The organism is Castellaniella defragrans (assembly GCF_014203015.1).
In the GTDB taxonomy this organism is placed as follows: Bacteria; Pseudomonadota; Gammaproteobacteria; order Burkholderiales; family Burkholderiaceae_B; genus Castellaniella; species Castellaniella defragrans.
In genome coordinates, this window is the sequence record NZ_JACHIB010000008.1 from 120,316 (window position 1) to 146,825 (window position 26,510).

Annotated in this window: 23 protein-coding genes; 8 read left to right on the forward strand and 15 right to left on the reverse strand. The window is 70.9% G+C overall.

Going from position 1 to position 26,510, the window contains the following annotated elements; genetic code table 11:
• Nucleotides 1-191 precede the first annotated feature (191 nt).
• Both HNR28_RS08370 and HNR28_RS08375 read right to left on the reverse strand, forming a co-directional pair.
• Nucleotides 192-2,009: a sensor histidine kinase gene (locus HNR28_RS08370; RefSeq protein WP_151024307.1), complete on the reverse strand. Its 1,818-nt coding sequence runs from the start codon at nucleotides 2,007-2,009 to the stop codon at nucleotides 192-194.
• Nucleotides 2,000-2,686, reverse strand: a complete 687-nt coding sequence (locus tag HNR28_RS08375; protein WP_151024306.1) for a response regulator — start codon at nucleotides 2,684-2,686, stop codon at nucleotides 2,000-2,002. The genes HNR28_RS08370 and HNR28_RS08375 overlap by 10 nt, the downstream gene beginning before the upstream one ends.
• Before the next feature lie 178 nt (nucleotides 2,687-2,864).
• Between HNR28_RS08375 and HNR28_RS08380 the strand changes: the two genes are divergently transcribed.
• Complete coding sequence (locus HNR28_RS08380) at nucleotides 2,865-5,225, forward strand: sulfatase-like hydrolase/transferase (protein WP_151024305.1); 2,361 nt, start codon at nucleotides 2,865-2,867, stop codon at nucleotides 5,223-5,225.
• A 194-nt stretch (nucleotides 5,226-5,419) separates the two neighbouring features.
• Here the strand turns inward: HNR28_RS08380 and HNR28_RS08385 are convergent, their stop codons facing one another.
• Nucleotides 5,420-7,378 carry a SurA N-terminal domain-containing protein gene (locus HNR28_RS08385; protein ID WP_151024304.1) on the reverse strand — a complete coding sequence of 653 codons (1,959 nt, stop codon included), beginning with the start codon at nucleotides 7,376-7,378 and terminating at the stop codon, nucleotides 5,420-5,422.
• Nucleotides 7,379-7,680: 302 nt separating this feature from the next.
• On the opposite strand from HNR28_RS08385, the gene ugpQ reads away from it, so the two are divergent.
• Both ugpQ and HNR28_RS08395 read left to right on the forward strand, forming a co-directional pair.
• Nucleotides 7,681-8,448 (forward strand): glycerophosphodiester phosphodiesterase, encoded by a 768-nt coding sequence (ugpQ, locus tag HNR28_RS08390; RefSeq protein ID WP_151024303.1) that lies wholly within the window; start codon nucleotides 7,681-7,683, stop codon nucleotides 8,446-8,448.
• 17 nt (nucleotides 8,449-8,465) lie between these two features.
• On the forward strand, nucleotides 8,466-9,431 hold the full coding sequence (locus tag HNR28_RS08395) for a 23S rRNA (adenine(2030)-N(6))-methyltransferase RlmJ (RefSeq protein ID WP_184142751.1): 966 nt from the start codon (nucleotides 8,466-8,468) through the stop codon (nucleotides 9,429-9,431).
• Here the strand turns inward: HNR28_RS08395 and HNR28_RS08400 are convergent.
• Nucleotides 9,404-10,135, reverse strand: coding sequence for a pseudouridine synthase (locus HNR28_RS08400; RefSeq protein ID WP_151025600.1), 732 nt, complete (start codon nucleotides 10,133-10,135; stop codon nucleotides 9,404-9,406). The two genes, HNR28_RS08395 and HNR28_RS08400, sit on opposite strands and share 28 nt — an antisense overlap.
• Before the next feature lie 85 nt (nucleotides 10,136-10,220).
• Between HNR28_RS08400 and HNR28_RS08405 the strand changes: the two genes are divergently transcribed.
• Complete coding sequence (locus HNR28_RS08405) at nucleotides 10,221-10,772, forward strand: chorismate--pyruvate lyase family protein (RefSeq protein ID WP_151025601.1); 552 nt, start codon at nucleotides 10,221-10,223, stop codon at nucleotides 10,770-10,772.
• A 44-nt stretch (nucleotides 10,773-10,816) separates the two neighbouring features.
• On the opposite strand, the gene HNR28_RS08410 is transcribed toward HNR28_RS08405, so the two are convergent.
• Nucleotides 10,817-11,155 (reverse strand): P-II family nitrogen regulator, encoded by a 339-nt coding sequence (locus HNR28_RS08410; protein WP_043686455.1) that lies wholly within the window; start codon nucleotides 11,153-11,155, stop codon nucleotides 10,817-10,819.
• Nucleotides 11,156-11,285: 130 nt separating this feature from the next.
• On the opposite strand from HNR28_RS08410, the gene argH reads away from it, so the two are divergent.
• Complete coding sequence (gene argH / locus HNR28_RS08415) at nucleotides 11,286-12,725, forward strand: argininosuccinate lyase (protein WP_151025599.1); 1,440 nt, start codon at nucleotides 11,286-11,288, stop codon at nucleotides 12,723-12,725.
• Between the two features lie 59 nt (nucleotides 12,726-12,784).
• Here the strand turns inward: argH and HNR28_RS08420 are convergent, their stop codons facing one another.
• The 7 genes from HNR28_RS08420 to surE form a co-directional block, all read right to left on the reverse strand.
• Complete coding sequence (locus HNR28_RS08420) at nucleotides 12,785-14,128, reverse strand: mechanosensitive ion channel family protein (protein ID WP_151024797.1); 1,344 nt, start codon at nucleotides 14,126-14,128, stop codon at nucleotides 12,785-12,787.
• Nucleotides 14,129-14,231: 103 nt separating this feature from the next.
• The gene (locus HNR28_RS08425; RefSeq protein WP_151024796.1) at nucleotides 14,232-15,446 is read right to left on the reverse strand and encodes an MFS transporter; all 1,215 of its coding nucleotides are present in this window, start codon (nucleotides 15,444-15,446) and stop codon (nucleotides 14,232-14,234) included.
• Between the two features lie 24 nt (nucleotides 15,447-15,470).
• Complete coding sequence (gene rlmD, locus HNR28_RS08430) at nucleotides 15,471-16,793, reverse strand: 23S rRNA (uracil(1939)-C(5))-methyltransferase RlmD (RefSeq protein ID WP_170288471.1); 1,323 nt, start codon at nucleotides 16,791-16,793, stop codon at nucleotides 15,471-15,473.
• The gene (locus HNR28_RS08435; protein WP_151024795.1) at nucleotides 16,786-17,565 is read right to left on the reverse strand and encodes a 3'-5' exonuclease; all 780 of its coding nucleotides are present in this window, start codon (nucleotides 17,563-17,565) and stop codon (nucleotides 16,786-16,788) included. Before HNR28_RS08435 ends, rlmD begins: the two co-directional genes overlap by 8 nt.
• Nucleotides 17,562-18,401: a peptidoglycan DD-metalloendopeptidase family protein gene (locus tag HNR28_RS08440; protein WP_151024794.1), complete on the reverse strand. Its 840-nt coding sequence runs from the start codon at nucleotides 18,399-18,401 to the stop codon at nucleotides 17,562-17,564. The genes HNR28_RS08435 and HNR28_RS08440 overlap by 4 nt, the downstream gene beginning before the upstream one ends.
• 17 nt (nucleotides 18,402-18,418) lie before the next feature.
• Nucleotides 18,419-19,243, reverse strand: coding sequence for a protein-L-isoaspartate(D-aspartate) O-methyltransferase (locus HNR28_RS08445; protein ID WP_151024793.1), 825 nt, complete (start codon nucleotides 19,241-19,243; stop codon nucleotides 18,419-18,421).
• Nucleotides 19,240-20,007 carry a 5'/3'-nucleotidase SurE gene (gene surE, locus HNR28_RS08450; protein WP_043682065.1) on the reverse strand — a complete coding sequence of 256 codons (768 nt, stop codon included), beginning with the start codon at nucleotides 20,005-20,007 and terminating at the stop codon, nucleotides 19,240-19,242. The genes HNR28_RS08445 and surE overlap by 4 nt, the downstream gene beginning before the upstream one ends.
• A gap of 112 nt (nucleotides 20,008-20,119) precedes the next feature.
• On the opposite strand from surE, the gene plsY reads away from it, so the two are divergent.
• Nucleotides 20,120-20,764 (forward strand): glycerol-3-phosphate 1-O-acyltransferase PlsY, encoded by a 645-nt coding sequence (plsY, locus tag HNR28_RS08455; protein ID WP_151024792.1) that lies wholly within the window; start codon nucleotides 20,120-20,122, stop codon nucleotides 20,762-20,764.
• Between the two features lie 143 nt (nucleotides 20,765-20,907).
• Here the strand turns inward: plsY and tsaD are convergent, their stop codons facing one another.
• Nucleotides 20,908-21,954: a tRNA (adenosine(37)-N6)-threonylcarbamoyltransferase complex transferase subunit TsaD gene (tsaD, locus tag HNR28_RS08460; protein ID WP_151024791.1), complete on the reverse strand. Its 1,047-nt coding sequence runs from the start codon at nucleotides 21,952-21,954 to the stop codon at nucleotides 20,908-20,910.
• A 187-nt stretch (nucleotides 21,955-22,141) separates the two neighbouring features.
• On the opposite strand from tsaD, the gene HNR28_RS08465 reads away from it, so the two are divergent.
• A complete protein-coding gene (locus tag HNR28_RS08465; RefSeq protein ID WP_151024790.1) occupies nucleotides 22,142-23,434 on the forward strand; it encodes an NCS2 family permease in 1,293 nt (430 codons plus the stop codon).
• A gap of 291 nt (nucleotides 23,435-23,725) precedes the next feature.
• Nucleotides 23,726-24,106, forward strand: coding sequence for a thioredoxin (gene trxA, locus HNR28_RS08470; protein WP_043682061.1), 381 nt, complete (start codon nucleotides 23,726-23,728; stop codon nucleotides 24,104-24,106).
• A gap of 52 nt (nucleotides 24,107-24,158) precedes the next feature.
• Here the strand turns inward: trxA and HNR28_RS08475 are convergent, their stop codons facing one another.
• Nucleotides 24,159-24,776 carry an IMPACT family protein gene (locus HNR28_RS08475; RefSeq protein ID WP_151024789.1) on the reverse strand — a complete coding sequence of 206 codons (618 nt, stop codon included), beginning with the start codon at nucleotides 24,774-24,776 and terminating at the stop codon, nucleotides 24,159-24,161.
• Between the two features lie 128 nt (nucleotides 24,777-24,904).
• The gene (locus HNR28_RS08480; RefSeq protein ID WP_151024799.1) at nucleotides 24,905-26,506 is read right to left on the reverse strand and encodes an ABC-F family ATPase; all 1,602 of its coding nucleotides are present in this window, start codon (nucleotides 26,504-26,506) and stop codon (nucleotides 24,905-24,907) included.
• Between the last annotated feature and the right edge of the window lie 4 nt (nucleotides 26,507-26,510).

Below are 26,510 nucleotides of genomic sequence, written 5' to 3' on the forward strand. Positions count from 1 at the left end.
TCCTGTGCCGGCCGAATCGGAGCGGCCTGCAGGCCGCGACGTGGAGGGATGCCACATCCCAGGACGAGCCCCGCCGGCCGAATCGGAGCGGCCTGCAGGCCGCGACGTGGAGGGATGCCACACCCCAAGACGAGCCCCGCCGGCCGAATCGGAGCGGCCTGCAGGCCGCGACGTGGGGAATCCAGGCCGCCTCAGCCTTCAGCGTCCCCTGGCAGCCGGGGCGGCAGCGTCAGCGTGACCCGCGTCCCGTCCGCCAGCGCCTCGATGCGCAGCGCGCCGCCCAGGGAGGCCGCGCGCCGGCGCATGTTCCGCAGGCCCGCGCCCCCGGCATCCGCCTCCGTGTAAGGGACGCCGTCGTTGTCGATGACGATGAGCGCCTCGCCCCGCGGGCCGGCGAGGCCGCGCACCGCGATGCGGGTGGCCGGGCCGTGCCGCAGGGCGTTGGTGACCGCCTCCTGCACGATGCGCAGCACGTTCAGGGCGGAGGTCGGCGTGACGCCGGACACCTCGGGCAGGCGCGCCATCGACCAGTCCAGCGCCACGTCCAGGCGCCTGAGCCGGGGTTCGAGCCGCTCGCGCAGGCCGGCGAGCGCGGCCACCAGCTCGCGGTCGCCGATATCCAGCGAATGGATCACCAGACGCAGATCGTCGAGCGCCTCGCGCGCCGTGCGCTCGATGCCCGCCGACCGCTCGCGCTCGGCCAGCGCGATGATCGAGGCCAGGTGGCCGCTCAGGCCGTCGTGCAGGTCCACCGTCAGCCGGTGGCGTTCCTCGCTGCGCACGCGGCACGCGGCCTTGCCGCGCTCTTCTTCGTACAGCCGGTGCAGTTCGGCCTCGCGCTCGGCCAGCCGCTGCTTGAGGTGGGCGTTGGCGCCGTCCAGGCGCGTCAGGCTCAGGCCCAGGCGGCGCATGAGGATCGCCGCGATCGCCACCAGCAGCAGCTGGCGGTAATAGATCGACAGGAAGACCGGGCCGTCCAGCAGGCCGGCGACGATCGCGCCGTCGTGCAGGGTGGCCAGCGAGAACAGGCACAGGGGCAGCAGGAGCAGCCAGGCCTCCGGCACCTTCCGGACGAAGGCACCCCAGGCCGAGAGGGCGACCGTGACCAGCGGCGAGAACACCAGGATGGGCGCCACCACGCCCAGCACCAGGGTGCGCGCCGGCGCCACGCCCGCCGCCAGCGCCAGCAGGCACGCGCCGGGCACGGCCGCCACGCAGGCGCGCAGCCACGCCGGCGGCACGGTGCCGTTGATCTTCAGCGCGATCACGTGCAGGATGAAGACGCTCGACATGCTGACGGTGAAGGCATACGGCAGCCAGGCGGACACGTCGGGCACGATGTCGGCCAGCAGGCCCGCGTACGAGGCCGTGGACACCAGCAGCAGCAGGAACAGCCAGCCGTACAGGGATTCCCGCGGCCGGTAGATCCAGATCATCAGGGTGGCGATGGCCAGCAGCAGCTGGCAGGCCAGCACCATCATGCGCGAGTGCTCGAATACCAGGACCCTGAGCCTGTGGTACGGCAGGATCTGCTGCGCGGTGCCCACGTACAGGGCCGACAGGTAGCCGCGCGCGACGCCCGGCGCTTCGAGCAGGATGTCGATCTCGTGGCGGCCCGGACTCAGATGGCGTTCCGACAGCGGCACCAGCGCCGAAGCGCCCAGCGTGATGCCCGGCACCAGGGAATCGGCGCCCGTGTCCAACATGCGGTCGCCGTCCAGGGCGATGACCGCGCGATAGCTGAACGTGGGCACGAGGAGATGGAGCGGCTGCGCGGGCGCCTCGTCCAGCTCGAAGACCGCGCGGTAGCGGCTCCGCGCCCGGTGGCGGTCCTGCGCGTGGGGCAGCGCCACCCACCCGGGCTCGTCGCCGGGCGCCGCCGTGAACCGGGCCTGGTCGATGACCAGGGCATGCCGCGGCACGGGCAGCGTCAGCCACAGCGGCGAACAGGCCGCCGCCATCGCCAGGACCGTCAGCACGATGCCGGGCCAGCGCCGGCTCAGAGCCATATCAGGCCCAGGCGCGAAGCCTCGAACACCGCCTCGGAGCGGTTGCCCACCTGCAGCTTGCGATAGATGTTCTTGATGTGCACGGGCACGGTCTGGCGCGACAGGCCGAGCTGCTCGGCCACGTCGGCATAGGTCAGCCCCTTGGCGATGCTCAGCAGGATTTCCGTTTCGCGCGGCGTGAGCAGCGCCGCCTCGCCGGGCGGGCCCGGCCCCCGGTCGCGGACGGGCGGCCCCTGCCCGCCCAGCCGCTGCACGATGACCCGCGCGATCGAGGAGGAAATCGGCGAGCCGCCGGCGAGCAGTTCCTCGATGGCCGCGATCAGCTCGTCGGGGCCGACGTCCTTGAGCAGATAGCCGGTCGCGCCGGCCTCGATGGCCGCGATCACGACCTCCTTGTCGGCCAGCACGGAGATCACCATGGCCTCTGCCCGGGGATGGAGGGCGCGCAGATGCCGGATGCCCTGGATGCCATGGCCGTCCGGCAGGCGCAGGTCGGTGATGAGCAGGTCGACCGGTTCGCTGCGCAGGACGGCCATCGCCGCGGCCAGGGTGCCGCAGGCCGCGACCAGGCGGCCGCCCCGCCAGCCCGTCAGGATCGTCTCGAAGCGCCGCCGCAAGGCCGCGTCGTCCTCGAGCAGCAGCACCCGGCAGCACGCCGCCTCGCCGCTCCGGTCCATGCCGGCATCCGGACATCCGCTGCCAGATTCCATCGCCCCTACCCTTTTCATGGTATAGGCCGGCGGCGGGCCGGCCTTTAATCTTCAATCTTGAATATTTTATTCATTGTCACCGTTTTTTTAGTTTGTCACGGCCGGGCCGGTTTGTCATTCCGGCCGCACACGAGGAGCGCCCATCATGACTCAAAGACAAGCCCGGCCCCTGCTCTCCGCGACCCTGGCGGCCGCCGCGCTGCTGGCGGCCTGCTCCGACTCCGGTTCCGGCTCGTCCGCGCCCGACGGCCCGGTCGCCTCGGCCAAGCCGAACATCCTCTTCATCGTGCTCGACGACCTGGGCGTGGACCAGATGACGGCCTACGGCTACGGCGGCGCCGCTCCGGCCCGGACCCCCAACATGACCGCCATCGCCCGCGCCGGCGTGCTGTTCCGCAACGCCTGGGCCATGCCCGACTGCACCCCCACGCGGGCCACCTTCTTCACCGGACGCTATCCGTCCCAGACCAACGTGCTGAACGCGCTGGTGGCGACCGACCTGGCCAATTCCGCGCCCTCGCCCTACGAGATGACGCTGCCCAAGCTCCTGAAAACGGAGGGCTACACCAGCGCCCTGATCGGCAAGATGCACCTGACGGGCTCGGACCTGAACGGCGCATTCAACCTGCCGCACGGCTACGACAGCATGTGGAAGCTGGGCTGGGACCATTTCGACGGCTTCCTGGACGGCGCGCCCTACAACATCGACACCCGGGCGGGCCTGGCGACCCAAGGCGCCGACGTCGACAGCGGCCCCTACAAATGCGGCTTCGTCCCGACGCGGCGCATCGACGCCGTCAACGGCGCCGATGCCGGCGCCTGCTACTTCGCCGGCGGCGGCTGCACGCAACTGGCGGTCGGCGGCGACGTCGTCACGCCGGGCCGCACCTGCATGGAACGCGGCGGCATCCTCGATCCGGGCCAGTCCTGCCAGGCCAGCGCGCCCGCCTACATCGACTTCGAGGCGCAGAACGGCTACTACACGGGACGATGGGTGAAAAGCTCGGCCAACGGCGGCGGCTATGTCGTGCCGGCCTCCGACCCATCCTCGCGCGGCTACCGCAGCATCCTGGAAACCGACCGCGCCCTCGCCTGGGCCGGGCAGCAGCCCGCCGACCGGCCCTGGATGCTGACCGTGGGCTACTCGGCCATCCACACGCCCCTGCAGGTGCCGCCCGTCGCGCTGATCGCGCAGGACACGCCGGGACGCGACGACAATCTGGTGTGCTCGCCCCTGGCCGACTCGGAGCGCACGCCGGGACTGACGCAGGCCACCGACCTGATCGACGGCCATCTCATCACCAACCTCATGATCGAGGCCGTGGACAGGAAGATCGGCGACCTGCTGGTGGGCCTGGGCCTGGCCAGATACAAGGACGACGGCACACTGGACTACCATCCCGAGCGGACCAACACCCTCGTCGTGATCATGGGCGACAACGGCACCTACGTGAACAGCGTCAAGTTCACCGCGCCGGGCCGCTTCGATCCCACGCGCGCCAAGGCCTCGCCCTACCAGACCGGCGTGTGGGTGCCGCTGCTGGTGGCCGGTCCGATGGTCGCCTCGCCCGGGCGCGAGGTGCCGCACATGGTGGGCTCGGTGGACCTGTACCGGCTGTTCGCCGAGATCGCGGGCGCCGACGCGGACACCGGCATTCCGGCCGGCCAGACGCTCGACGCGCAGCCCATGCTGGCCTACCTGACCCAGGCCGACCAGGCCGGCATCCGCAGCACCAACTTCACGGAAATGGGCACCAACTTCAGGGCGGCCGGCTCGTCCGAAAACGAATCCCCCTGCGTGATCCCGGCGGCCAACAACGTCTGCACGACCCTGTTCCCGCAAAAAGGCGTCTGCCTGGCGCAGGGCGGCATCTGGTACGGCGACAACCTGTCTCCGGAGACCAGCGGCGTGCCGGCGGAGGGCTACCACAACTGCTGCCAGGCCCAGGCGTACCGCGCCGGCCGGAACGAATCGACCACCTTCCTTCCGGTCACCACCAAGGCGGTCACGGACGGCACCTTCAAGCTGGTGCGCCAGACGCGCAACCAGTGCGATCCGGCCATGGGCACGGCCTCGGACCCCGGCGCCTACCGCTACAGCACCACCGGCTTCGACATCCGGGACGAGCTCTACCGGATCGACACCGCCGTGCCTTCTCCCGCGCTCGACCGGGACGGCAGCGAACTGACCGCGATCACCGCCCCGCCGCTGGACACCGCCACGCTGGATCCCGGGCAGCAGCAGGCCTACGAGCGGCTCAAGTCCGAGATGGAGCGGCACGACAGCGTGGCCGACTACCACTGGAACTACGACAGCACCAACTGCCCGGGCGACGGCAACCACGACGGCGTGGTGGACCGGCAGGACCTGGACAACTGGCGGGAGCTGAGCCAGCTGAACGGCGCCCAGTCGAGCTGGTACGACTTCAACCACGACGGCAGGACCGACGCGACCGACCAGATGATCATCCAGAACAACATGGGCAGGACCTGCCACGGCGCCTGAACGGCGGACCTGCCGCGGCGCCTGAATGGAGGACTTGTCGCGGCGCATGGAGGACAGCGGCCGGATCGGGGCGCTCGAACCGGGACGCTCGAATCGAAGCGCCCGGCACCCCGCCCCCGTCCCCGGGGCGCAAAGACGAAGGCCCCGATGGAATCGGGGCCTTCGTCCTGAAGAGGCGCGGCGCGCCGCGCCGGTCAATTCGACCCGCCGTCTCCCTGCTCGATCAGCCTGCGGCCCTCGTCCGTGACCTTGACGCCCAGCTGCTGGCGCAGTTCGGCCAGCACGGCCTGCTGCTCCACGCCGCCCCAGACCCGGGCCATCTGCTGGCCCAGGCCGTCGAGCGCGGGCGCGTCCGTCGTGCCGGGCTGGACCTTGTCCACCTGGACGATGGCGTAGGCGTGCGCCAGCGCCACGCCGCCGAAGGCCGGCAGGGTCTTGTCCGCCTCGACGGCGAACGCGGCGTCGAGCACGTCCTTGGACAGGCCGGCCGGGTCCAGGCGGCTGACCGTCGCCGGCTCGCCGAAGCCCTCGGCCGAAGGCTGGGCGCGCAGTTCGGCCAGCGTCTTCTCGCCCTCGGCCACGGCGGCGGCCCGGGCGCGCTCGCCGGTGAGCTGCGCGCGGATGTGGTCGCGGACCTGGTCCAGCGGCGGCACGTGCGCGGGCGTCGCCTCGCGCACGCGCACCACCGCCATGGTGTCGGGCGAGATCTCGATCACGCCGGAATTCTGCTTGTCGGTGAAGACCTGGGCGCTGAACAGGGCCTGGCGCACGCGCACGTCGCCCAGGATGGCGGAATCGCCCGAGGCGGAGGCCGCGCCCGGACCCGCCTCGTCGGCGCTCAGCAGGCGGTCGCGCGCGATCCCGCCGGCCTGGCGGACCTGCAGGCCGAGTTCCTTGGCGGCGGGCTCCAGGCTGGACGGATTGTCGTAGACCAGGCTGGTGAGCTTGGTCGCCATGTCGGCATAGCGGTCGGCGGCCAGCTGGCGGCGCACCTCGTCCTCGACCTTGGCGCGGGCCTGCTCGAAGGATTCGCCCTGCTCGGGCTGGACTTCGTCGGCCATGAAGATGTGGTAGCCATCGGGGCCCTTCACGGGCTCGGAGACTTCGCCCTGCTTGAGGGCGAAGACGGCCTGTTCCATGGCCAGCGGCAGCGTGCCGCGCTGGATCCAGCCCAGCCGGCCGCCGTCGCGCGCCGTGCCGGCATCCTGGGATTCCTTGCGCGCCAGTTCGGCGAAGCCGGCCGGCTCCGCGCGGACGCGGGCGACGATGTCTTCGGCCTTGGCGAGCGCGGTCTTGGCGACCTCGTCGGACGCGCCGGCCGGCAGCTTGATCAGGATGTGGCTGACGCTGACGCGCGCCGGCACCACGTAGCGCGCCTTGTTCTGCTCGTAGTAGTCCCTGAGCTGGGCTTCCTCGATGGCCGGCACGCTGGCCAGGGCGGCGGCCTCGTCGAGCACCAGGTAATCGGCGGACACCTGCTCGGGCAGGCGCAGGGCGTCCTGGTGGCCGTCGTACCAGGCCTGGATGTCCTGGTCGGACACCTGCACGTCCTTGGCGTGGTCCTCGGCCTTGAAGACCCGCAGGCGGATGGTGCGCTCTTCGGTCAGGGCGCGCTTGAGGCCATCGAGCACCGGGGCCGGCAGGCCGGCCGTGTCGCGCACCGGGCCGAGCACGCGGTCCAGGGCCAGCTCGGCGCGCTGTCCGGCCTCGAAGTCGCGCGGCGTCAGGCCGTAGGAGGCGAGGACCTCGTGGTAGCGGTCCGGGGAGAACTGGCCGTCGACCTGCAGCTGCGGCATGGCGGCGATGGCGCGGCGCAGGGCGCCGTCGGACACGCTGAAATGGTTCTCCGTCGCCACGGCGATCTGCAGCTTGCGGTCCACGAGCTGGTCCAGCAGGGCCTGGCGCGCCTGGGGGTTGTCCAGCAGGGCGGGATCGAAGCGGCCCTGGCTGCTTTCCTGCATCTGCTGCAGCTGATTGCGCTGGGCCTGGACGAATTCGTCGCGGCTGACCGCGGCCCGGCCGATCTCGACCAGAGCCGGATCGGCCGTGACGAAGGAATAGCCGCTGATCCCCAGGAACACGAAGGACGGCACCACCAGGATCAGAAGGATCAACTGCATCAGGCGCTGATGCGTGCGAATGAAATCGAACATGAACGGCTCACCTGCTGGAGACTGACGGCCCCAGGGCCGCGCGAACGAAATGTTCCGCAGTTTACCACCGCGGCCGACCGTCTCGCCAAGGCGGCGGCGGGGCGGACCCGCACCGTACCGACGCATCCGACGCATCTGGCATGTCCGGGGCATCCGGGGCATCCGGCACATCCAGCGCGCCCGAGGGGGCCGGCGCAGCCCCGGCCTGGCGCGGCCATGGCCCGGCTCGTTCAAGGCTTCCCTGGCGGGGGGCGCCCCCGCTGGCTAAAATGCGGACTGTCCTCCTTTCACGGCGCCGCCCCATGCCTCCATCCCATCCCGCCTGGCCCTGGCCGGCCTTCATCGCCCACCGCGGCGGCGGCCGCCTCGCGCCCGAAAACACCCTGGCGGCGATGCGCGCAGGCGCCGCCGCCGGATTCTCGATGGTGGAATACGACGTCAAGCTGAGCGGCGACGGCATGCCCTTCCTGCTGCACGACGACACGGTGGAGCGGACCTCCAACGGCCGCGGCCTGGCCAGCGAACTGGACTGGCGCGCGCTCGGCCGGCTGGACTTCGGCGGCTGGCACGGGGCGGATTTCGCCGGCGAGCCGGCCCCGTCCCTGTACGCCGTGGCCCGCTGCACCCGCGCCCGCGGCATCCACAGCAACATCGAGATCAAGCCCACCACGGGCCACGACACCGCGACCGGCGCGGTCGTGGCCCGCGAGGCCGCCCGCCTGTGGGCGGGCGCGGCCCTGCCGCCGCTGCTGTCGTCGTTTTCCGAGGCCGCCCTGGAAGCCGCCCGCGCGGCCGCGCCCGAACTGCCCCGCGCCCTGCTCATCGAAGGCCCGGTGCCGGCCGACTGGCGGGTCCGCCAGCAGGGCCTGGGCTGCATCGGCCTGAACATCGACGTGCAGCACGCCGACGAAGCGACGGTGCGCGACATCCTCGACCAGGGCGCCACCCTGGCCGTCTGGACGGTGGACGATCCCGGCCAAGCCCGCACGCTGTTCGGCTGGGGCTGCCACGCGGTCTTCACCGACGAACTGCACCACGTCCGGGCCGATGCGCCGGGCCTGGCGCGCTAGCCCCGCAGGTCGCCGCGATGTTCAGCTACCGTCACGCCTTCCACGCCGGCAACCACGCCGACGTCCTGAAGCACGCCATCCTGGTCCAGATCCTGGACTACTTCAACCGCAAGGACGCGCCCTACTGGGTGATCGATACCCACGCCGGCGCGGGCCTGTACGCCCTGGACGGCGAATGGGCCGGGCAGAGCGGCGAAGTGGTCGACGGGCTGGACCGGCTGCTGGGCGCGCCCCGGCCGCCCGAACTGGTGGCGCGCTACCTGCGCGCGGTCCAGGACTTCAATCCCGACGGCGTCGCCAGCCGCTACCCGGGCTCGCCCGCGCTGGCCCTGCACGCCCTGCGCCCGCACGACAAGCTGCGGCTGTTCGAGCTGCACCCCACGGAAATCGAAGTGCTGGAAAGCACGCTGCGGCAGCTGGACACTTCGCGCCGCCAGGTGTCCATCGCCCGCGAGGACGGCTTCGGCGGGCTGAAGCGGCTGCTGCCGCCGCCGACCCGGCGCGGCATCGTCCTGATCGATCCGTCCTACGAGGACAAGCAGGACTACCGCCACACCCTGCAGGCGGTGCGCGACGGCCTGGAACGCTTCGCGTCCGGCTGCTTCGCGGTCTGGTATCCCCTGGTGCAGCGCGTCCAGGCGCACGAGATGGCGCGCGTCCTGGAACGGCTGCCGGTGGAATGGCTGCACGCCACCCTGACGGTGCGCAAGCCCTCGGCCGACGGCCTGGGCCTGCACGGCAGCGGCATGTTCGTCATCAATCCGCCCTGGACGCTGCACGAGGAACTGCGCGCCGCCCTGCCCTGGCTGGAAAAGACGCTGGCCCAGGACGAGCACGCCCGGCATACGCTGCAGAACCACGCCGCCGCCGGCGCCTCGCCCGCCGGAAAGCCGGCCCGGCCGCCGCGGCCGGCCGAAGGCCGCGCGCCGCGCGCCGCCGCCCGGCCCGCGCCGGCTCAGAAACGTTCGCCGGGCCGCAAGTAGCGCCACTGCCCCACGGGCAGGTCGCCCAGCACGACGCCGCCCATGCGTACACGCTTCAGGCCCACGACCTTCAGTCCGACCTGCTCGCACATGCGGCGGATCTGGCGCTTGCGGCCTTCGCGCAGGATGAAATGCAGCTGGTCCTCGTTCTGCCATTGCACCTTGGCCGGCCGCAGGGCCTGGCCGTCCAGCGACAGGCCGTGGTTCAGCAGGGCCAGGCCGCCGGCCGACAGGCGGCCCTCGACGCGCACCAGGTATTCCTTTTCGATCGAGGAATCGTCGCCGATCAGCTGGCGGGCGATGCGCCCGTCCTGCGTCAGGACGAGCAATCCCTGGGAATCGATGTCCAGCCGCCCGGCGGGCGCCAGCCCGCGCAGATGCGCGGGATCGAAGGCCGGTCCGCCATGGCCCGTCCGGTACTGGGTGCGCGCCTGGATCAGCGACACGGCCAGGCGGTAGCCCTTGTCCGACTGATGCGACACGTAGCCGACCGGCTTGTTCAGGATGAGGGTGACCTTGTCGGTCTGGCGGCGGGCCGCCTGGCGTTCGAGCGTGATGCGGGCGCTGGGCAGGGCCTTGGTGCCCAGTTCGCTGACGATCCTGCCATCGACGCGCACCCAGCCGCGTTCGATGTAGGCGTCGGCTTCGCGCCGCGAGCACAGGCCGCGCTGGGCCATGAGTTTGGAGATTCGGACGGGTTCCATGATGCTGCGCATTGTATCGCGCCGCCCGGCCGGGCCGGGCGCCATCGGTCATGCTATCGTGATGCCCCTCGAAGACATGCTTTCCATGACCCCGGACACCGCCCTCCCCCGCCCCTGGCGCAGCGTACCCGCACCCGGACTGGACCGGACGCGGCAGGCCTGGCTGCGGCGGCCCGGCGCCCTGACTGCGGGACTGCGCCGCCTGGGCGAGGTGCGGCTGACGGTGCGCCGCGAAGCCGTCGAGGCCCTGACGCCCGGCTGGGCCGCAGAGGCCGGGCTGCCGGCCGGCGCCCCGGTCTGGTGGCGCGAGATCCTCATGACGATCGACGGCGTCCCCGCCGTGCAGGCCTGCAGCTTCACCCCCCTGCGCGCCAGCCTGGGCGTCTGGCAGGCCATGCGCGGCCTGGGCCAGCGCCCGCTGGCCGACATCCTGTACCGGGACCCGCGCATCGCGCGCAGCGGCTTCCGCTTCGGCCGGCTGCGGGTGCGCCGCGCCGACGGCACCTGGACGGGCGCCGCCACGGGCGCGGCGATCCTGGCCCGGCATTCGGTGTTCGTGCGCCTGGGACAGCCGCTGCTGGTAGCGGAATACTTCCTGCCGTCCTTCTGGGCGGTCGCTGGGCGGCGCCGGCCCTGAAGCCGGACGGCACAAGCAGAGGAAACGAGGCGGCGGGACCCGATCTACAGCGCCTCGATGCCGCTTTCGCCGGTGCGGATGCGCACGGCCTGCTCGACCGGGGTGACGAAGATCTTGCCGTCGCCGATCTTGCCGGTGCGCGCGGCGCGGATGATGGCCTCGATCACGCCTTCGGCCTGGTCGGCCGCGACCACCACGTCGATGCGGATCTTGGGCAGGAAATCCACCACGTATTCGGCCCCGCGGTACAGCTCGGTGTGACCCTTCTGGCGGCCGAAGCCCTTGACCTCGGTGACGGTCAGGCCGTTGACGCCCAGCTCGGACAGGGCTTCGCGCACCTCGTCGAGCTTGAAGGGTTTGACGATCGCCGTGATCTGCTTCATGTCGGACTGCGCCATGGTGTCGGGGTTCCGCTGAAAAGCTTTTAATATAGCGCAGACGCCGGCCGCCCGGCCCGGCGGCGGCCACGGCGGCGGCCGCGCGGGACGGCCCCTCCCTTATAATGCGCCCACTATGCCCAATCCCAACACCCCGTCCGCACACAATCAGTTCGACAACAAGTCGCAGGCCTGGTCGGCCCGCTTCTCCGAGCCCGTCTCCGACCTCGTCAAGCGCTACACCGCCTCGGTCGGCTTCGACCAGCGCATGGCGGCCTTCGACATCCAGGGCTCGCTCGCCCACGCCGACATGCTGGCCGCCGTGGGCGTGATCAGCGCCGCCGACCTGGCCGACATCCAGCGCGGCATGGCGCAGATCCTGGAAGAGATCCGCGCCGGCGACTTCACCTGGTCGCTGGACCTGGAAGACGTCCACCTCAACATCGAGAAGCGCCTGGTCGAGCTGATCGGCGACGCGGGCAAGCGCCTGCACACGGGCCGTTCGCGCAACGACCAGGTGGCCACCGACATCCGCCTGTGGCTGCGCCACGAGATCGACCTGGCGATCGGGCTGCTGGGGCAGCTGCGCCAGCGGCTGGCCGCCCTGGCGCTGGAGCACGCGGACACCATCCTGCCGGGCTTCACCCACCTGCAGGTCGCCCAGCCGGTCACCTTCGGCCACCACCTGCTGGCCTACGCGGAAATGTTCGGCCGCGACGCCGAGCGCCTGGCCGACTGCCGCCGCCGCACCAACCGCCTGCCTCTGGGCGCGGCCGCGCTGGCGGGCACGTCCTACCCCATCGACCGCGAGCGCGTCGCCCGCACCCTGGGCTTCGACGAGGTCTGCCGCAATTCCCTGGACGCCGTCTCCGACCGCGACTTCGCCATCGAGTTCTGCGCGGCCGCCGCGCTCGTCATGACGCACATTTCGCGCCTGTCCGAAGAGCTCGTCCTGTGGATGAGCCCGCGCGTGGGCTTCATCGACCTGGCCGACCGCTTCTGCACCGGCAGCTCGATCATGCCGCAGAAGAAGAACCCCGACGTGCCCGAACTGGCGCGCGGCAAGACCGGCCGCGTGCACGGCCACCTGGTCGCCCTGCTGACCCTGATGAAGGGCCAGCCCCTGGCCTACAACAAGGACAACCAGGAAGACAAGGAAGGCCTGTTCGACACCGCCGACACGATCCGCGACACGCTGACGATCTTCGCCGACATGATCGGCGGGGTGCGCGTCAAGGCCGACGCCATGCGCGCCGCCGCCCTGCAGGGCTACGCCACCGCCACCGACCTGGCCGACTACCTGGTCAAGCGCGGCGTGCCCTTCCGCGACGCCCACGAGACCGTGGCGCTGGCGGTGCGCTCCTGCGAGGAGCGCGGCTGCGACCTGGCCGACCAGTCCCTGGACGAACTGCGCGGCTTCCACGCCGACATCCAGGACGACGTGTTCCAGGTGCTGACCCTGGAAGGGTCGGTCGCCGCGCGCAAGCACATCGGCGGCACCGCGCCCGAGCGCGTGCGCATCGAGGCGCGGCGGATCCTGGACGAGTCAGGACACGGGTCGGCCCCTGCGGACTGATCGGTGCCTGACGAATCCGGGCCGCCTGCAAGCGGCGAGGTGGATGGCGGCGGACAGGCCTAATCCCCCGGCGTTCCCGCGCCGCCGTTCCCGGGCGGCGGCGCGGCGGGCGCGTCGCGCGGGCCGCCCGCCGCGCCGGCCAGGCGCGCGAACACGTGTCCCGAAGGCGCCTGGTACACCCGCAGCGACAGTTCCGGCAGAATGGCCAGCAGATGGTCGAACAGGTCGCCCTGGACCCGCTCGTAATCGACCCAGGCCGTCAGGCGCGAAAAGCAATAGACCTCCACCGGGATTCCCTGGCTGTCGGGCTCGAGCATGCGCACGATCATGGTCATGTCCTGGCGGATGTCCGGATTCCGCTGCAGACAGGCCAGCGCATAGGCCCGGAACGTGCCCAGATTGGTCAAGCGGCGCCGGTTGGCCGAAATCTCGGCGGCTTCCCGCAGGGCCTGGTTGGCATCGTCCAGGGCCGACTGCTTGGCCGCCAGATAGTCGCCCAGCAAGCGGTAGCGGCGCAGCGCCAGGATTTCGGCATCGTCCAGGAACCGGACCGATTCCGCGTCGATGCGCAAGGTGCGCTTGATGCGCCGCCCGCCCGATTCAAACATCTGGCGCCAGTTGCGGTAGCTTTCGGAAAAGAGCTTGTAGGTGGGAATCGTGGTGACGGTCTTGTCCCAGTTCTGCACCTTCACGGTGTGCAGGGCCATGTCGATCACGAAACCATCGGCGCCCGCCTGGGGCATCTCGATCCAGTCGCCGATGCGCAGCATGTCGTTGGTGTTCATCTGCGTGCTGGCCACCAGCGAGAGCAGCGTGTCCTTGAACACCAGCAGCAGCACGGCGGACAAGGCGCCCAGGCCGGAAATCATCAGCAGGGGCGACTGGTCCAGCAGGACGGACACCACCAGCACCAGGCACAGCGCCCAGACGGCCAGCTGCGCGATTTCGAGATACCCCTTGATGGGACGCCCCCGGCCCTGCTGCACCCGCAGCATGTTGACGTCCTGCCAGGCGCGCAGCAGCCGGGTCAGGGCCAGGAACACGTAGATCAGGGCGACCGCCTGGATCAGCCGCTCCAGGGAGGCTTCGATCCGGCTGCCGATGGAGAGCAGCCGGATGTTGGCGGCGATCAGCAGCAGGGACACGGCGTGGCCCAGGTGGCGATAGACGCCGCGGCGCGCCACCGCCCGGCTCCAGTCGTCCCGGCCCAGGGCCTGCAAGGCGCGCCCCAGGGCCAGCGCCAGTCCGCGCGAAGCCAGCAGGCCCGCCAGCCACACCACGCCCGCCAGCGCCAGCGTGCCCACCAGGGCCTGAGCCCAGGGCTCCTGGGGCACCCAGGGCAGAACCCAGGCATCCAGCCAGATTTCCAATGGGGTCCTTGCGGTGTCCAGCGTGGGCGGCATGGCGTGCTCGATCCGAACGGCAGAAAAAACAGAAACAGGAGGCCTTACTGTATCCGATCGGGCCGTATCCGATCGGGTCCGGCCCCGCGCGGCGGCTGCCGCCCTACCCCCGCTTCCCGCGCCCCACGGGCACGCCCAGGCCCAGCAGCGCCGCGGCGGCGAAGCCCGCGCCCGCCAGGAAGGTCGCGGACGGCCCCCAGGACTGCCACAGCCAGCCTGCCAGGACGCTGGCGAGCAGCATGCAGATGCCGCTTGCCAGGTTGAAGATGCCGAAGGCCGTGCCTTTCAGGCCCGCCGGCGTCGTGTCGGCCACCATCGCGGCCAGGATGCCCTGGCTGAAGCCCATGTGCAGCCCCCACAGCGCCGCGCCCGCCAGCAGCAGCCAGGCGCCGCCGCTCGTGGCCGCCAGCGCCAGGTCCGCGAGCACCAGCAGGACCAGGCCGGCCGCCAGGATGGCGCTGCGCGGCACGCGGTCCGACAGCCGGCCGGCCGGATAGGCCGACAGCGTGAAGAACAGCGACATCACGATCAGCACGGCGGGCGCCCAGGCGGCGCTCAGGCCCATGTCCTGGCCGCGCAGGATGAGGAAGGCTTCGCTGAAGCGGGCCAGCGTGAACACCGCGCCGATCGCCACCACCCGCCAGTAGGCGGCGCCGAAGCCGCGCGCCGCGTCCCAGCGGATGGGCGAGCGGAACGCCCGCGCCTCCGCCGGATCGGGGCGCGCCTCGCGCACGCCCCAGAACAGCAGGGCCATGGCGACGACGCCGGGCACGACGGCGAACCACAGGACGTGGCGGATGTCCGTGAAGGCCAGCATCAGCACGACCGCCAGCGCCGGCCCAAGGACCGCGCCCACGGTGTCCATGGACTGGCGCAGCCCGAAGGCCGCGCCGCGGATGTCCGGCGGCGTCACATCGGCCACCAGGGCGTCGCGCGGCGCGCCCCGGATGCCCTTGCCGATGCGGTCGATGAAGCGCGCGGCGAACACCATGCCCACCGAATGCGCCAGGGGAAACAGGGGCTTGCTGAGCGCCGCCAGGCCGTAGCCCGCCAGCAGCAGGCCCTTGCGCCGGCCGAGGAAATCGCTGATCGCGCCGGAGAAGACCTTGACGATCAGGGCGGTGGCCTCGGCCACGCCTTCGATGACGCCCACGGCCAGCACGCTGGCGCCCAGGCCCGAGACGAGGAAGATCGGCAGCAGGCTGTGGATGAGCTCCGAGGACAGGTCCATGAACAGGCTGACCAGGCCCAGCATCCAGACCGTGCGCGGGATGGCGCGTCTTCCGTTCGCGTCCGGAGCGGAATGCCCGTGACTCATTGCCCGTGACTCATGCGGTTTCCTTCAGGGTTCAAAGACCGCGATCGACTCCACGTGCGCCGTGTGCGGGAACATGTTGACCGCGCCCGCGGCCGCCAGCGTCCATCCGCCCACGTGGTGCAGCACCCCGGCATCGCGCGCCAGGGTGGCGGGATTACAGGACACGTAGACGACGCGGCGCGGACGTTCGTCCGGTGCCAGGTCAGCCAGGGCCTGCGCCACGGCCAGCGCGCCCTCGCGCGGGGGATCGATCAGCATGCGGTCGAAATGGCCCAGGCCACGCAGCCAGCCGGCGTCCACCTCGAAGAGGTTGAGTTCGGCAAACGATGCCTTGTCCGCCAGGCCCTGGCGGGCGGCGTCCTCGCGGGCGCGGGCCACCAGCGCGGCGCTGCCCTCGATGCCCACGACCGCGCGGCCCTGCGTGGCCAGCGGCAGGCTGAAATTGCCCAGGCCGCAGAACAGATCGGCCACGCGGTCGCCCGGCTGCACGTCCAGCAGGCTCAGCGCGCGGGCGACCAGGGCCTGGTTGATGTGCGGGTTGACCTGCGTGAAATCGGTCGGCCGGTAGTGCATGCGCAGGCCGTAGGCCGGCAGCGCGTAGGCCAGCGCGTCGGCGCGGGCCGGATCCAGCGGATGGGCCGTCTCCGGCCCCTTGGGTTGCAGCCACCAGTCGATGCGGTGCCGCGCGCCGAAAGCGCGCAGGCGGTCCAGGTCGGCCGGCGTCAGGGGTTCCAGGTGGCGCAGGCAGAAGACCGTGGCCTCGTCGCCCACGGCCACCTCGATCTGCGGCACGCGGTCGGGCCGCGACAGGCCGCCGACCAGGTCGCGCAGCGGCATCAGCAGGGCCGAGACGTGCGGCGGCAGCACCAGGCAGGATTGCATGTCGGCCACGTAGCTGCTGGCGCGCTCGCGGAAACCCACCAGCATGCCGCCCTTCTTCGGCACCAGCCGCACGGACAGGCGCGCGCGGTGGCGGTAGCCGGAGGCCGGCCCCTGCAGCGCCGGCAGGATCTGCCGCGGCCGGACCTTGCCGATGTGCGCCAGGGCGTCTTCCAGGGCGCGCTGCTTGACGGCCATCTGCGCGGCCGGCTCCAGGTGCTGCATGGCGCAGCCCCCGCAGACGCCAAAATGCGGGCACGGCGGCCGGGTGCGCTGCGCGGAGGGCCGCAGGATGCGTTCGACCTTAGCCTTGTCGTAGGACGGCTTGCGCCGCGTCACGCGGGCCAGGACGCGCTCGCCGGGCAGGGCGCCCTCGATGAAGACGACCTTGCCCTCGTGGTGGGCGATGCCCTGCCCTTCGAGATCCAGCGATTCGACGTCCAGGGACAGCAGGATGGGTTCAGACATGAGGCCAGGCGGAGAGGAATTCTTGCCAGTGCGGCGCATCGATCGCCGCCAGGGTGTCGCGCACCAGCGCGAGCTCGGCCGCGTAGGCGGCGGCGTCCAGTTCGCCCTTGATGAGCCGGTAGCGGCAATACACCAGCCAGGTGTTGACCACGTCGGTCTCGCAGTAATTGCGCACGTGGTCCCGCTGTCCCGCATGCCAGGCCTGCCACACCTGGCCGCCGTCCATGTCGAGCTTGCCGGGAAAGCCGCACAGCTTGGCGAGCTGGTCCAGCGGCGCGTTGGCGCGGCCGTTGAACTTCGCCAGCACGTCCATCAGATCGACGTGGCGGGTGTGGTAGCGGTTCAGGTAGTTGTTGAAGCGGAAGTCGCGGTCGTCTTCCCCGGTGTCCCAGTAGCGCGGCGCGGCCACGCCGTGGATCAGGCTGCGGTAGTGCAGCACCGGCAGGTCGAAGCCCGAGCCGTTCCAGCTGACCAGGGTGGGCGTGTAATGGCCGATGGTCTTGAAGAAGCCCGAGATCAGGACTTCCTCGGGATCGTCGGCCTGGCCCAGGGTGCGCACGCGAAAGCCCTGGTCGTCGCGGAACACGCAGCCGATGACGGCGATCTTCTGCAGGTGCAGCGGCAGGAAATCGTTGCCGTGGGTCTCGCGGCGCCGCGCCAGGGCGGCCTCGACGAGGGCGTCGTCGTCCAGGTCCGCCCATTCGGGGTTCAGGCGCCGCAGGCCGTCCGCATCCGGAATCGTTTCCAGGTCGAAGACCAGCGTCGGGATCATCGCGCCGGCAGATACGACAAGGGGTTCACGGGCGTGCCGCGGCGGCGGATCTCGAAGTGCAGGCGCGGCGAGGAGGTGTCGCTCTGGCCCAGGGTGGCGATCTTCGCGCCCTTCTTCACGGATTCGCCGGTCTTGACCAGCAGGGACTGGTTGTGGGCGTAGGCCGTGATGAAGCCGTTGCTGTGGCCCAGCAGGATCAGGTTGCCCAGGCCGCGCACGCCGTTGCCGGCGTACATGACCTTGCCTTCGGCGGCGGCCGTCACGGGCGCGCCCACCGCGCCTTCGATGTCGATGCCCTTGGTGGTGGCGTTGAAGCCCTGGATGATCTTGCCGTTGCTCGGCCAGCCCCAGGAGATCAGGCTGGCGTCGCTGGCGCGCGCCGCCGTGGTCTCGACCGGCGCGGACGTGCCCGCGGAGGCCGTCCCGGAGCCTTCGCCGCCGGCCGGGGGCGTGGTCTTGACCGGCGAGGTCGTGGCCGTCGAGCCGCCCGAGGGCATCGGGGTGTTGCCGTCCAGGCGCAGGACCTGGCCGATGGCCAGCTGGGAGGGATTGCTGATGTTGTTCAGCTGCGCCAGGCGGGAGACGTCCATGTCGTGGGCCTGGGCGATCTTGAAGAGCGTGTCGCCGGCCCGCACGACGTAGGTGCCCGAGGCCTGGGCGCTCGTGGCGGCGGTGGCGCCGCCGCCGGTGGAATGATCGGCGACGGGCGCGCGCGCGGAGCGCGAGGCGCAGCCCGACAGGACGGCGGCCGACAGCAGGGCGGTCAACAGCAAAAGGCGCCCGGTGCGTGGCGATTGGGTGAACGGAGCATCTGTCACCAGCGTCCCATCGAGCATGTGGTTCTCCTACTTACTTAAGTCTGCGTGCCGGGACGCAGCGGTACGAATCGGACATCTTCGAGTTCGAGCCGGTGCCAGGAAGACGGACCGGTCCGCTCGATCAGGATCAGCCTTTGATGCGCGGCGCCTTCCGGGGCGATCAGGCGCGCGCCCACAGCCAGCTGGTGCAGCAAGACTTCAGGGATTTTAACCCCCGCGGCGGCGACCACAATGCCGTCGAAGGGTGCGCGGTGCTCCAGGCCCTGCATGCCGTCGCCGAAGGTCAGGCGCACCCGCCCCCGGGCGCGGCCCTGGGCCAGGTTCAGGCGCGCCTGCTCGTACAGGCCGCGCACCCGCTCGATGGCATGGACCTCGGCCACGAACTGGGCCAGCACGGCGGCCTGGTAGCCGCAGCCCGCGCCGATCTCCAGCACCCGCGCCGGCGTGCGGCCGTCGCACATGGCCGACAGCATGTGCGCCACCACCCAGGGCTGGGAAATCGTCTGGCCGTAGCCGATCGGCAGGGCGGCGTCCTCGTAGGCCCGGCTGGCCAGGCCCTGGTCCACGAACAGGTGGCGCGGCACCGCCTGCATGGCCGCCAGCACCCGCTCGTCGGTGATGCCCTGCTCGCGCAGGCGGCGCACCATCTGCAGGCGCAGCCGGTCCGAATTCAGCCCCAGGTTGACGGCGGCGGGCGCGGCCTGCCCCCGGGCCGGGGATTGCGGCAGGGTGAACGGGCGCGGCCCATGGATGCGCGTATTGCTGTTGGCGGCCGAATAGCCGGGCCCCAGCGCGGAACTCCCGGGAGCGGCGCGCGCACTGCGGGCAGGCTTGACCAGCGGGTGACGCGGCTTGTTCATCGGGCCTCCGGGGCGCTCACGCGGTCTGCCATCCAGCGCGCGACCGCGTCGGTGCGCGCATGGTCGGTGAGATCGACGCGCAGGGGCGTCATCGACACGGCGTGCGCCTCGATGGCGCCGAAATCCGTCTCGGCGCCGCCGTCGAGCGCCCGCCCCACCGGGCCGATCCAGTATACGGTCTCGCCATAGGGCGTGGTGCTGCGGATGACGGGCTCGGCCGGATGGCGGCGCCCCAGCCGGGTGGTGCGAAAGCCCGCCAGGTCGCGGTAGGGCACCGCCGGGATGTTGACGCTGAGCAGCAGCGGCTCGTCCCAGGGCCGGTCGCGGAACCGCGCCACCAGATCGTGCGCCACCCGCGTGGCGCAGTCCAGATGGCGCCATTCGCGGTCCACCAGGGAAAAGGCCATGGACGGCACGCCGAACAGGTAGCCCTCCATCGCGGCCGCCACCGTGCCCGAATACAGGGTGTCCTCGCCCATGTTGGCGCCGTTGTTGATGCCCGAGACCAGCAGGTCGGGCCGGAAGCCCAGCAGCCCGGTCAGGGCCACGTGGACGCAGTCCGAGGGCGTGCCGTTGACGAAATGGAATCCGTTGGCCGCCTGGCGCACCGTCAGGGGGCGGCGCAGCGTCAGCGAATTGGAGGCGCCGCTGCAGTTGGTCTCGGGCGCCACCACCGTGACCTCGCCCAGGGGCCGCAGCGCCGCGACCAGGGCTTCGATTCCCGCCGCGTTGTAGCCGTCGTCGTTGGACACCAGGATGCGCATTTTCTTCCTTCCCGCCTGAAACCGGATGGTGCGAATTGTACCCGCGCGCCGCCGCGCTTTAGAATGCGCCCATCACCCACCCCCGCGGACCGCTCCGGCCGCCCCCTCTGCCATGACCACTTTCGCTTCCATCCTCGGCGTGGCCGCCGCCCTGCTCATCGGCTACCTGATGGGTTCCGTTCCCTTCGCCGTGGTGGTCAGCCGCGCCATGGGCCTGAAGGACCCGCGCAGCTTCGGCTCGGGCAATCCCGGGGCGACCAACGTGCTGCGCGGGGGCAACAAGCTGGCGGCCGTCCTGACCCTGATCGGCGACGCCGCCAAGGGCTGGCTGGCCGTGACGCTGGCCGCCTGGGCCGCGCAGCGCGGGCTGCTGCCCGGGGCGGCGATCCCCCTGGCCGGCCTGGGAGCCTTCCTGGGCCACCTGTATCCGCTGTTCCTGGGTTTTCGCGGCGGCAAGGGCGTCGCCACCGCCCTGGGCGTGCTGCTGGCCCTGCAGCCCTGGCTGGCGCTGGCGACGGCGGCCACCTGGCTGATCGTGGCGCTGGTGACGCGCTATTCGTCCCTGGCGGCGATCCTGGCGGCCATCTTCGCGCCGTTCTACTACATCCTGGGGGACAAGGTGGCCTGGCGCGCGGACGCGCTCACGATCTCCGTGATCGTGTTCATCAGCGTCCTGCTGCTGGCGCGCCACCGCGAGAACATCGCCCGGCTGCTGGCGGGCAAGGAAAGCCGCATCGGCTCGAAGAAGAAGTCGTAGTCATCCGGGCCTCTGGGGGGCCATCCGGGCCTCCGGGCAGTCGATCCGGGGCGCCGGGGTCCGGGCCGCCGGGGGTCGGAGGCCAGCCCCGATCGGAAGGGCCGGCCGCGCGCACGGTGCGGCCCGCAACGCGCCCCGGGCGATCAGGCGACGCACACGTCCTGCAGGTCCCAGCGGGGCCGCACGGCGAAGGCCGCGTCGCCGCGCAGGGACGGCAGGTCGACCAGGCCGGCCCGCGCCCGCAGCACGGCCGCCCAGGCGATCATCGCGCCATTGTCGGTGCACAGGTGCAGGGGCGGGAAATACGCCCGGCCGCCCAGGGCGGCCAGCGCCTGCGCCAGGCGCGCGCGCAGGTGCCGGTTGGCCCCCACGCCGCCCGCCACCACCAGGGTCTTCAGCCCGGTGCGGCGCAGCGCCTCCAGGGACTTGGCCGCCAGCACGTCGACGATGGCGGCCTCGGTCGAGGCGGCGAGGTCGGCGCGGGCCGCGGGATCGGCGGCGCGGCCGGCGTCCTGCAGGGCCCGCATGCGGGTCAGCACCGCCGTCTTCAGGCCGCTGAAGCTGAAATCCAGGTCGCCGCTGTGCAGCATGGGGCGCGGCAGCGCGTGCGCGTGGGGATCGCCGCGCTCGGCCAGGCGCGAGAGCTCCGGCCCGCCCGGATAGCCCAGGCCCAGCAGCTTGGCGCTCTTGTCGAAGGCCTCGCCCGCCGCGTCGTCCAGGGTCTCGCCCAGCAGTTCGTAGCGCCCGACGCCATCGACCCGCATCAGCTGCGTATGCCCGCCCGACACCAGCAGCGCCACGAAGGGGAAAGCGGGCGCTTCCTCGGCCAGCAGGGGCGACAGCAGGTGGCCTTCGAGGTGATGGATGGGAATCGCGGGCAGGTCCCGCGCCCAGGCGAAGGCGCGGGCGAAGCCGGCCCCCACCAGCAGGGCCCCGGCCAGACCCGGGCCGGCGGTGTAGGCCACCGCGTCGAGCGCGTCCGCCCGCACGCCGGCCTCGTCCAGCACCTGGCGCGTGAGCGGCACGATGCGGCGGATGTGGTCGCGCGAGGCCAGTTCCGGCACCACGCCGCCGTAGTCCCGGTGCATGGCGACCTGGCTGTGCAGGGCGTGCGCGAGCAGGCCGCGTTCGGTGCACGCCACGGCCACCCCGGTCTCGTCGCAGGAGCTCTCGAATCCGATGATCAGCATAGGGCGCCAGTTTACAACCGATCCTTACAACCGATCCCGAAAGGGATTTAGAATGACGCAGTCAAAAAGCGGCCTCCACGCCGCGCCTTCGGCTTGCCGCTTTCCCAGGAAGGGCGCGGTTTGCCTCGGGGCGGTCCGGCGGCAAAAACAAGCAGTGAACATCGACGTCCACCCGACAGGAGACACCATGCTGGAACAGTTCTTCAGGCTCAAGGAACACGACACCTCGGTCCGCACGGAATTACTGGCGGGCCTGACCACCTTCCTGACGATGTCCTACATCGTCTTCGTCAACCCGGACATCCTGTCGGGCACCGGCATGGACAAGGGCGCGGTCTTCGTCGCCACCTGCCTGGCCGCCGCCCTGGGTTCGCTCATCATGGCCTTCGTGGCCAACTGGCCCATCGGCATGGCCCCGGGCATGGGCCTGAACGCCTTCTTCGCCTTCACGGTGGTGGCGCAGATGGGCTACACCTGGCAGCAGGCGCTGGGGGCGGTCTTCATTTCCGGCGTGGTGTTCGTGATCCTCACGGTGACCGGCATCCGCGAATGGCTGGTGGCGGGCATCCCGCCCTCGCTGCGCTCCGCCATCGCGGCGGGCATCGGGCTGTTCCTGGGCATCATCGCGCTGGGCTCGGCGGGCATCGTGGTGGCCAACCCGGCCACCAAGGTCGGCCTGGGCGACCTGACCCACGCCACCACCCTGTTCGCGGTCCTGGGCTTCTTCATCATCGCCGCCCTGGGCGCCATGAAGGTCCGCGGCGCCATCCTGATCGGCATCCTGGCCATCACGATCCTGTCGATCGTGACCGGCTACACCCAGTTCCAGGGCGTCTTCTCGGCCCCGCCCAGCCTGGAGCCCACCTTCTTCAAGCTGGACATCCTGGGGGCGCTGAACACCGGCTTCTTCCACGTGATCCTGGTGTTCGTGCTGGTCGAGGTCTTCGACGCCACCGGCACCATGATCGGGGTGGCCACCCGCGCCGGCCTGATCCGCCCGGGCAACCCCGGCCGCCTGGGCCGCGCCCTGCTGTCCGACAGCTGCGCCATCGTCGCCGGCTCCATGCTGGGCACCAGCAGCACCACCGCCTACGTCGAAAGCGCCTCCGGCGTGCAGGCGGGCGGGCGCACCGGCCTGACGGCGCTGACCATCGCCGTGCTGTTCCTGCTGGCGCTGTTCCTGTCGCCGCTGGCCGCCATCGTCCCGCCCTACGCCACGGCGCCGGCCCTGCTGTACGTGGCCTGCCTGATGCTGCGCGAGCTGGTGGACGTGCGCTGGGACGACATCACGGAATCCGTACCCGCCGCCATCGCCGCCGTCGCCATGCCGCTCACCTACTCCATCGCCAACGGCCTGGCCTTCGGCTTCATCAGCTACGTGGCGATCAAGACCCTGTCCGGCCGCTTCCGCGACATCCACCCGGCCACCCTGCTGGTGGCCGTGCTGTTCGTCATCAAATACGCGCTGTTTCCGGGATGAGACAGGACTGAGAATGGTCCCTGCGGACCATTCTCAGCCTGGCGAATCCGAGCGGCCTGCAGGCCGCGAGGTGGAGGGATGCAACGGCTTGAAAGTCCCTGCAGACCATTCTCAGCCTGGCGAATCCGAGCGGCATGCAGGCCGCGAGGTGGAGGGATGCAACGGCTTGAAAGTCCCTGCGGACCATGTTCAGCCTGGCGAACCGGAGCGACTTGCAAACACGCTCATCGGCCTCATATAAAAGGAAATCCGGGCGGCATCCTGCCGCCCCGCCCCGCCCCCGGAGACTCCATGAGCGTCATCGAACTCACCCAAGACACCTTCCAGGCCGCCACCCAGGCCGTCCAGCCCCTGATCATCGATTTCTGGGCGCCCTGGTGCGGCCCCTGCCGCCAGTTCGGTCCCACCTTCGAGGCCGCCGCCGAGAAGCACGCGGACGTCACCTTCGCCAAGATCAACACCGAAGAGCAGCCCGAGCTGGCCGCCGCCCTGCGCATCCGCTCCATCCCGACCCTGATGGTCTTCCGCGAGAACGTGCTGCTGTTCCAGCAGGCCGGCGCGCTGTCGGCCTCGCAGCTGGAAGAACTCCTCACCCAGGTGAAGGCCGTGGACATGGCGCAGGTCCACGCGGAAATCGCCGCCCAGGAAAAGCGCGGCGCAACCACGCACTGAAGCCCTGCCGCGCCCTGCGGACCGCACGCCGCCTGGATTCGCCCGGCGTGGTTCAGTCCGCTGGAGCCGAGCCGGGGCCGGGCTCGGTCACGGCCTCGAAACGGCCCTGGCCTCGCGTCAGGTCGGTGTACAAGGCCCGCAGCGCGGCCGCATCGGCGCGCGCCACGGCCAGGCGCCAGCGCACGCCACGGCCGTCGAATTCCGCCTGCTCGATGCGCGCGCCGGCCGCCAGCAGGCGCGCCTGCACGCGGTCCATGTCCGCATAGGGACAATCGCACAACACCCGGCATTCCTCGCGCAGTTCCACCCGCTCCGCCACACGCAGGCATTCCGCGGCCGTGCCGCCATAGGCCCGCGCCAGCCCGCCCGTGCCCAGCTTGATGCCGCCGAACCAGCGGATCACCAGCACCGCCACGCGGTCGTAGCCCTGGGAATCGATGGCCTGCAGGATCGGCCGGCCGGCCGTGCCGCCGGGCTCGCCGTCGTCGTGGAAGCGGTAGTGCGCGCCGAAGCGCCAGGCCCAGCAGTTGTGGGTCGCCTGGGGGTCGCGCGACGCCTCCAGAAAGGCCTGGGCGGCCTCGGGTGCGTCGATGGGCGCCGCCAGGGCCAGGAAGCGGCTCTTGCGGATCTCGGCCTCGTGCCGGACCGCGGCGGTCAGCGTATGCGGCATGCCTGCGCCCCGTCCTCATCCCGACGATTTCCCCGACGATTCCGCCCCGGCATCCCCGCCGTGGCGGGCATCCCGCGTTCGACGATTCGCGGACCCAATGCGGCCTCTCCGGTCCGGGCCGCCGCGCGCTAGGCCTCGATGCCCTGGGACGCGAGGTATTCCTCGTAGGTGCCCGGGTAGTCGTTCAGCCGGCCGTCGGGCAGGATCTCGATCACCCGCGTCGCCACGCCCGACACGAACTGGCGGTCGTGCGAGACGAACACCAGCGTGCCCTGGTACTGTTCCAGCGCGTACTGCAGGGACTCGATGGATTCCATGTCCAGGTGGTTGGTGGGCTCGTCCATCAGCATGACGTTGTGGCGCCCCAGCATCAGGCGGCCGAAGCTCATGCGGTTCTTTTCCCCGCCCGAGAGCACGCGCACGGGCTTGGTGATCTCGTCGCCCGAGAACAGCAGCCGGCCCAGCACGGAGCGGATCGACTGGTCCTCGTCGCCCGGCTGGCGGTAGTCCGTCATCCAGTCGAACAGGTCGCGGTCGGAATCGAACTGGTCGGACACGTCCTGCGCCATGTAGCCGATGTCGGCGTTCTCGGACCAGCGCACCGTGCCCTCGTCGGGCGGCAGCTTGCCGGCCAGCAGGCGCAGCAGGGTCGTCTTGCCCACCCCGTTGGCACCGATGATGGCGACCTTCTGGCCGGCCTCGATCATGGTGGTCAGGCCCTGGATGATGGGCCGGTCGTAGGACTTGGACAGGTCCTCGATGTGCGCGGCCTGGCGGTGCAGGACCTTGTTGACCTCGAAGCGGATGTAGGGGTTCTGGCGCGAGGACGGCTTGACCTGCACGGTCTCGGCCTTGATGCGGTCGATCTGCTTCAGGCGGGACGTGGCCTGGCGCGACTTGGACTTGTTGGCGGCGAAGCGGCGCACGAAGTCCTGCAGCTCGCTGACGCGTTCCTTGGCGCGCGCGTTGGCGGCCACCTGGCGCTCGCGCGCCTGGGTGGAGGCCAGCATGTAGTCGTCGTAGTTGCCCGGATACACGCGCAGTTCGCCGTAGTCCAGGTCGGCCATGTGGGTGCAGACGGCGTTCAGGAAGTGGCGGTCGTGGCTGATGATGATCATCGTGCTGTCGTAGCCGTTGAGCACGTTCTCCAGCCAGCGGATGGTGTTGATGTCCAGGTTGTTGGTGGGCTCGTCCAGCAGCAGCACGTCGGGATTGGAGAACAGCGCCTGGGCCAGCAGCACGCGCAGCTTCCAGCCCGGGGCGATCTCGCGCATCGGCAGCTGGTGCTGCTCGACGGGGATTTCCAGGCCCAGCAGCAGTTCGCCGGCGCGGGCCTCGGCCGTGTAGCCGTCGTATTCCGCGAACTTGCCTTCCAGCTCGGCCGCGCGCATGTAGTCGTCCTCGGTCGCCTCGGGATTGGCGTAGATGGCGTCCCGATCGGCCATGGCCTTCCACATCTCGACGTGGCCCATCATCACCACGTCCAGCACGCGCACGTCCTCGAAGGCGAACTGGTCCTGGCGCAGCTTGCCCAGCCGCAGGCCGGGTTCCAGCGCGACGTTGCCCGAGGTCGGCTCCAGGTCGCCGCCGATGATCTTCATCAGGGTGGACTTGCCCGAGCCGTTGGCGCCGATGAGGCCGTAGCGATTGCCGTCGCCGAACTTGACGCTGACGTTCTCGAACAGGGGCTTGGAGCCGAACTGGATGGTGAGGTTGTTGGTGGAGATCACGGTG

Coding starts and splice junctions, on each gene's coding strand:
- HNR28_RS08375 (WP_151024306.1), bottom strand. CDS start 2,686: ATGGACCGGAGCGGCGAGGCGGCGTGCTGCCGGGTGCTGCTGCTCGAG.
- HNR28_RS08420 (WP_151024797.1), bottom strand. CDS start 14,128: ATGCCGCCCACGCTGGACACCGCAAGGACCCCATTGGAAATCTGGCTG.
- HNR28_RS08465 (WP_151024790.1), top strand. CDS start 22,142: ATGCTGGAACAGTTCTTCAGGCTCAAGGAACACGACACCTCGGTCCGC.
- tsaD (WP_151024791.1), bottom strand. CDS start 21,954: ATGCTGATCATCGGATTCGAGAGCTCCTGCGACGAGACCGGGGTGGCC.
- HNR28_RS08475 (WP_151024789.1), bottom strand. CDS start 24,776: ATGCCGCATACGCTGACCGCCGCGGTCCGGCACGAGGCCGAGATCCGC.
- HNR28_RS08405 (WP_151025601.1), top strand. CDS start 10,221: ATGACCCCGGACACCGCCCTCCCCCGCCCCTGGCGCAGCGTACCCGCA.
- HNR28_RS08425 (WP_151024796.1), bottom strand. CDS start 15,446: ATGAGTCACGGGCATTCCGCTCCGGACGCGAACGGAAGACGCGCCATC.
- HNR28_RS08445 (WP_151024793.1), bottom strand. CDS start 19,243: ATGAACAAGCCGCGTCACCCGCTGGTCAAGCCTGCCCGCAGTGCGCGC.
- HNR28_RS08400 (WP_151025600.1), bottom strand. CDS start 10,135: ATGGAACCCGTCCGAATCTCCAAACTCATGGCCCAGCGCGGCCTGTGC.
- HNR28_RS08385 (WP_151024304.1), bottom strand. CDS start 7,378: ATGTTCGATTTCATTCGCACGCATCAGCGCCTGATGCAGTTGATCCTT.
- trxA (WP_043682061.1), top strand. CDS start 23,726: ATGAGCGTCATCGAACTCACCCAAGACACCTTCCAGGCCGCCACCCAG.
- HNR28_RS08380 (WP_151024305.1), top strand. CDS start 2,865: ATGACTCAAAGACAAGCCCGGCCCCTGCTCTCCGCGACCCTGGCGGCC.
- HNR28_RS08440 (WP_151024794.1), bottom strand. CDS start 18,401: ATGCTCGATGGGACGCTGGTGACAGATGCTCCGTTCACCCAATCGCCA.
- HNR28_RS08435 (WP_151024795.1), bottom strand. CDS start 17,565: ATGATCCCGACGCTGGTCTTCGACCTGGAAACGATTCCGGATGCGGAC.
- HNR28_RS08410 (WP_043686455.1), bottom strand. CDS start 11,155: ATGAAGCAGATCACGGCGATCGTCAAACCCTTCAAGCTCGACGAGGTG.
- plsY (WP_151024792.1), top strand. CDS start 20,120: ATGACCACTTTCGCTTCCATCCTCGGCGTGGCCGCCGCCCTGCTCATC.
- argH (WP_151025599.1), top strand. CDS start 11,286: ATGCCCAATCCCAACACCCCGTCCGCACACAATCAGTTCGACAACAAG.
- rlmD (WP_170288471.1), bottom strand. CDS start 16,793: ATGTCTGAACCCATCCTGCTGTCCCTGGACGTCGAATCGCTGGATCTC.
- HNR28_RS08395 (WP_184142751.1), top strand. CDS start 8,466: ATGTTCAGCTACCGTCACGCCTTCCACGCCGGCAACCACGCCGACGTC.
- HNR28_RS08370 (WP_151024307.1), bottom strand. CDS start 2,009: ATGGCTCTGAGCCGGCGCTGGCCCGGCATCGTGCTGACGGTCCTGGCG.
- ugpQ (WP_151024303.1), top strand. CDS start 7,681: ATGCCTCCATCCCATCCCGCCTGGCCCTGGCCGGCCTTCATCGCCCAC.
- surE (WP_043682065.1), bottom strand. CDS start 20,007: ATGCGCATCCTGGTGTCCAACGACGACGGCTACAACGCGGCGGGAATC.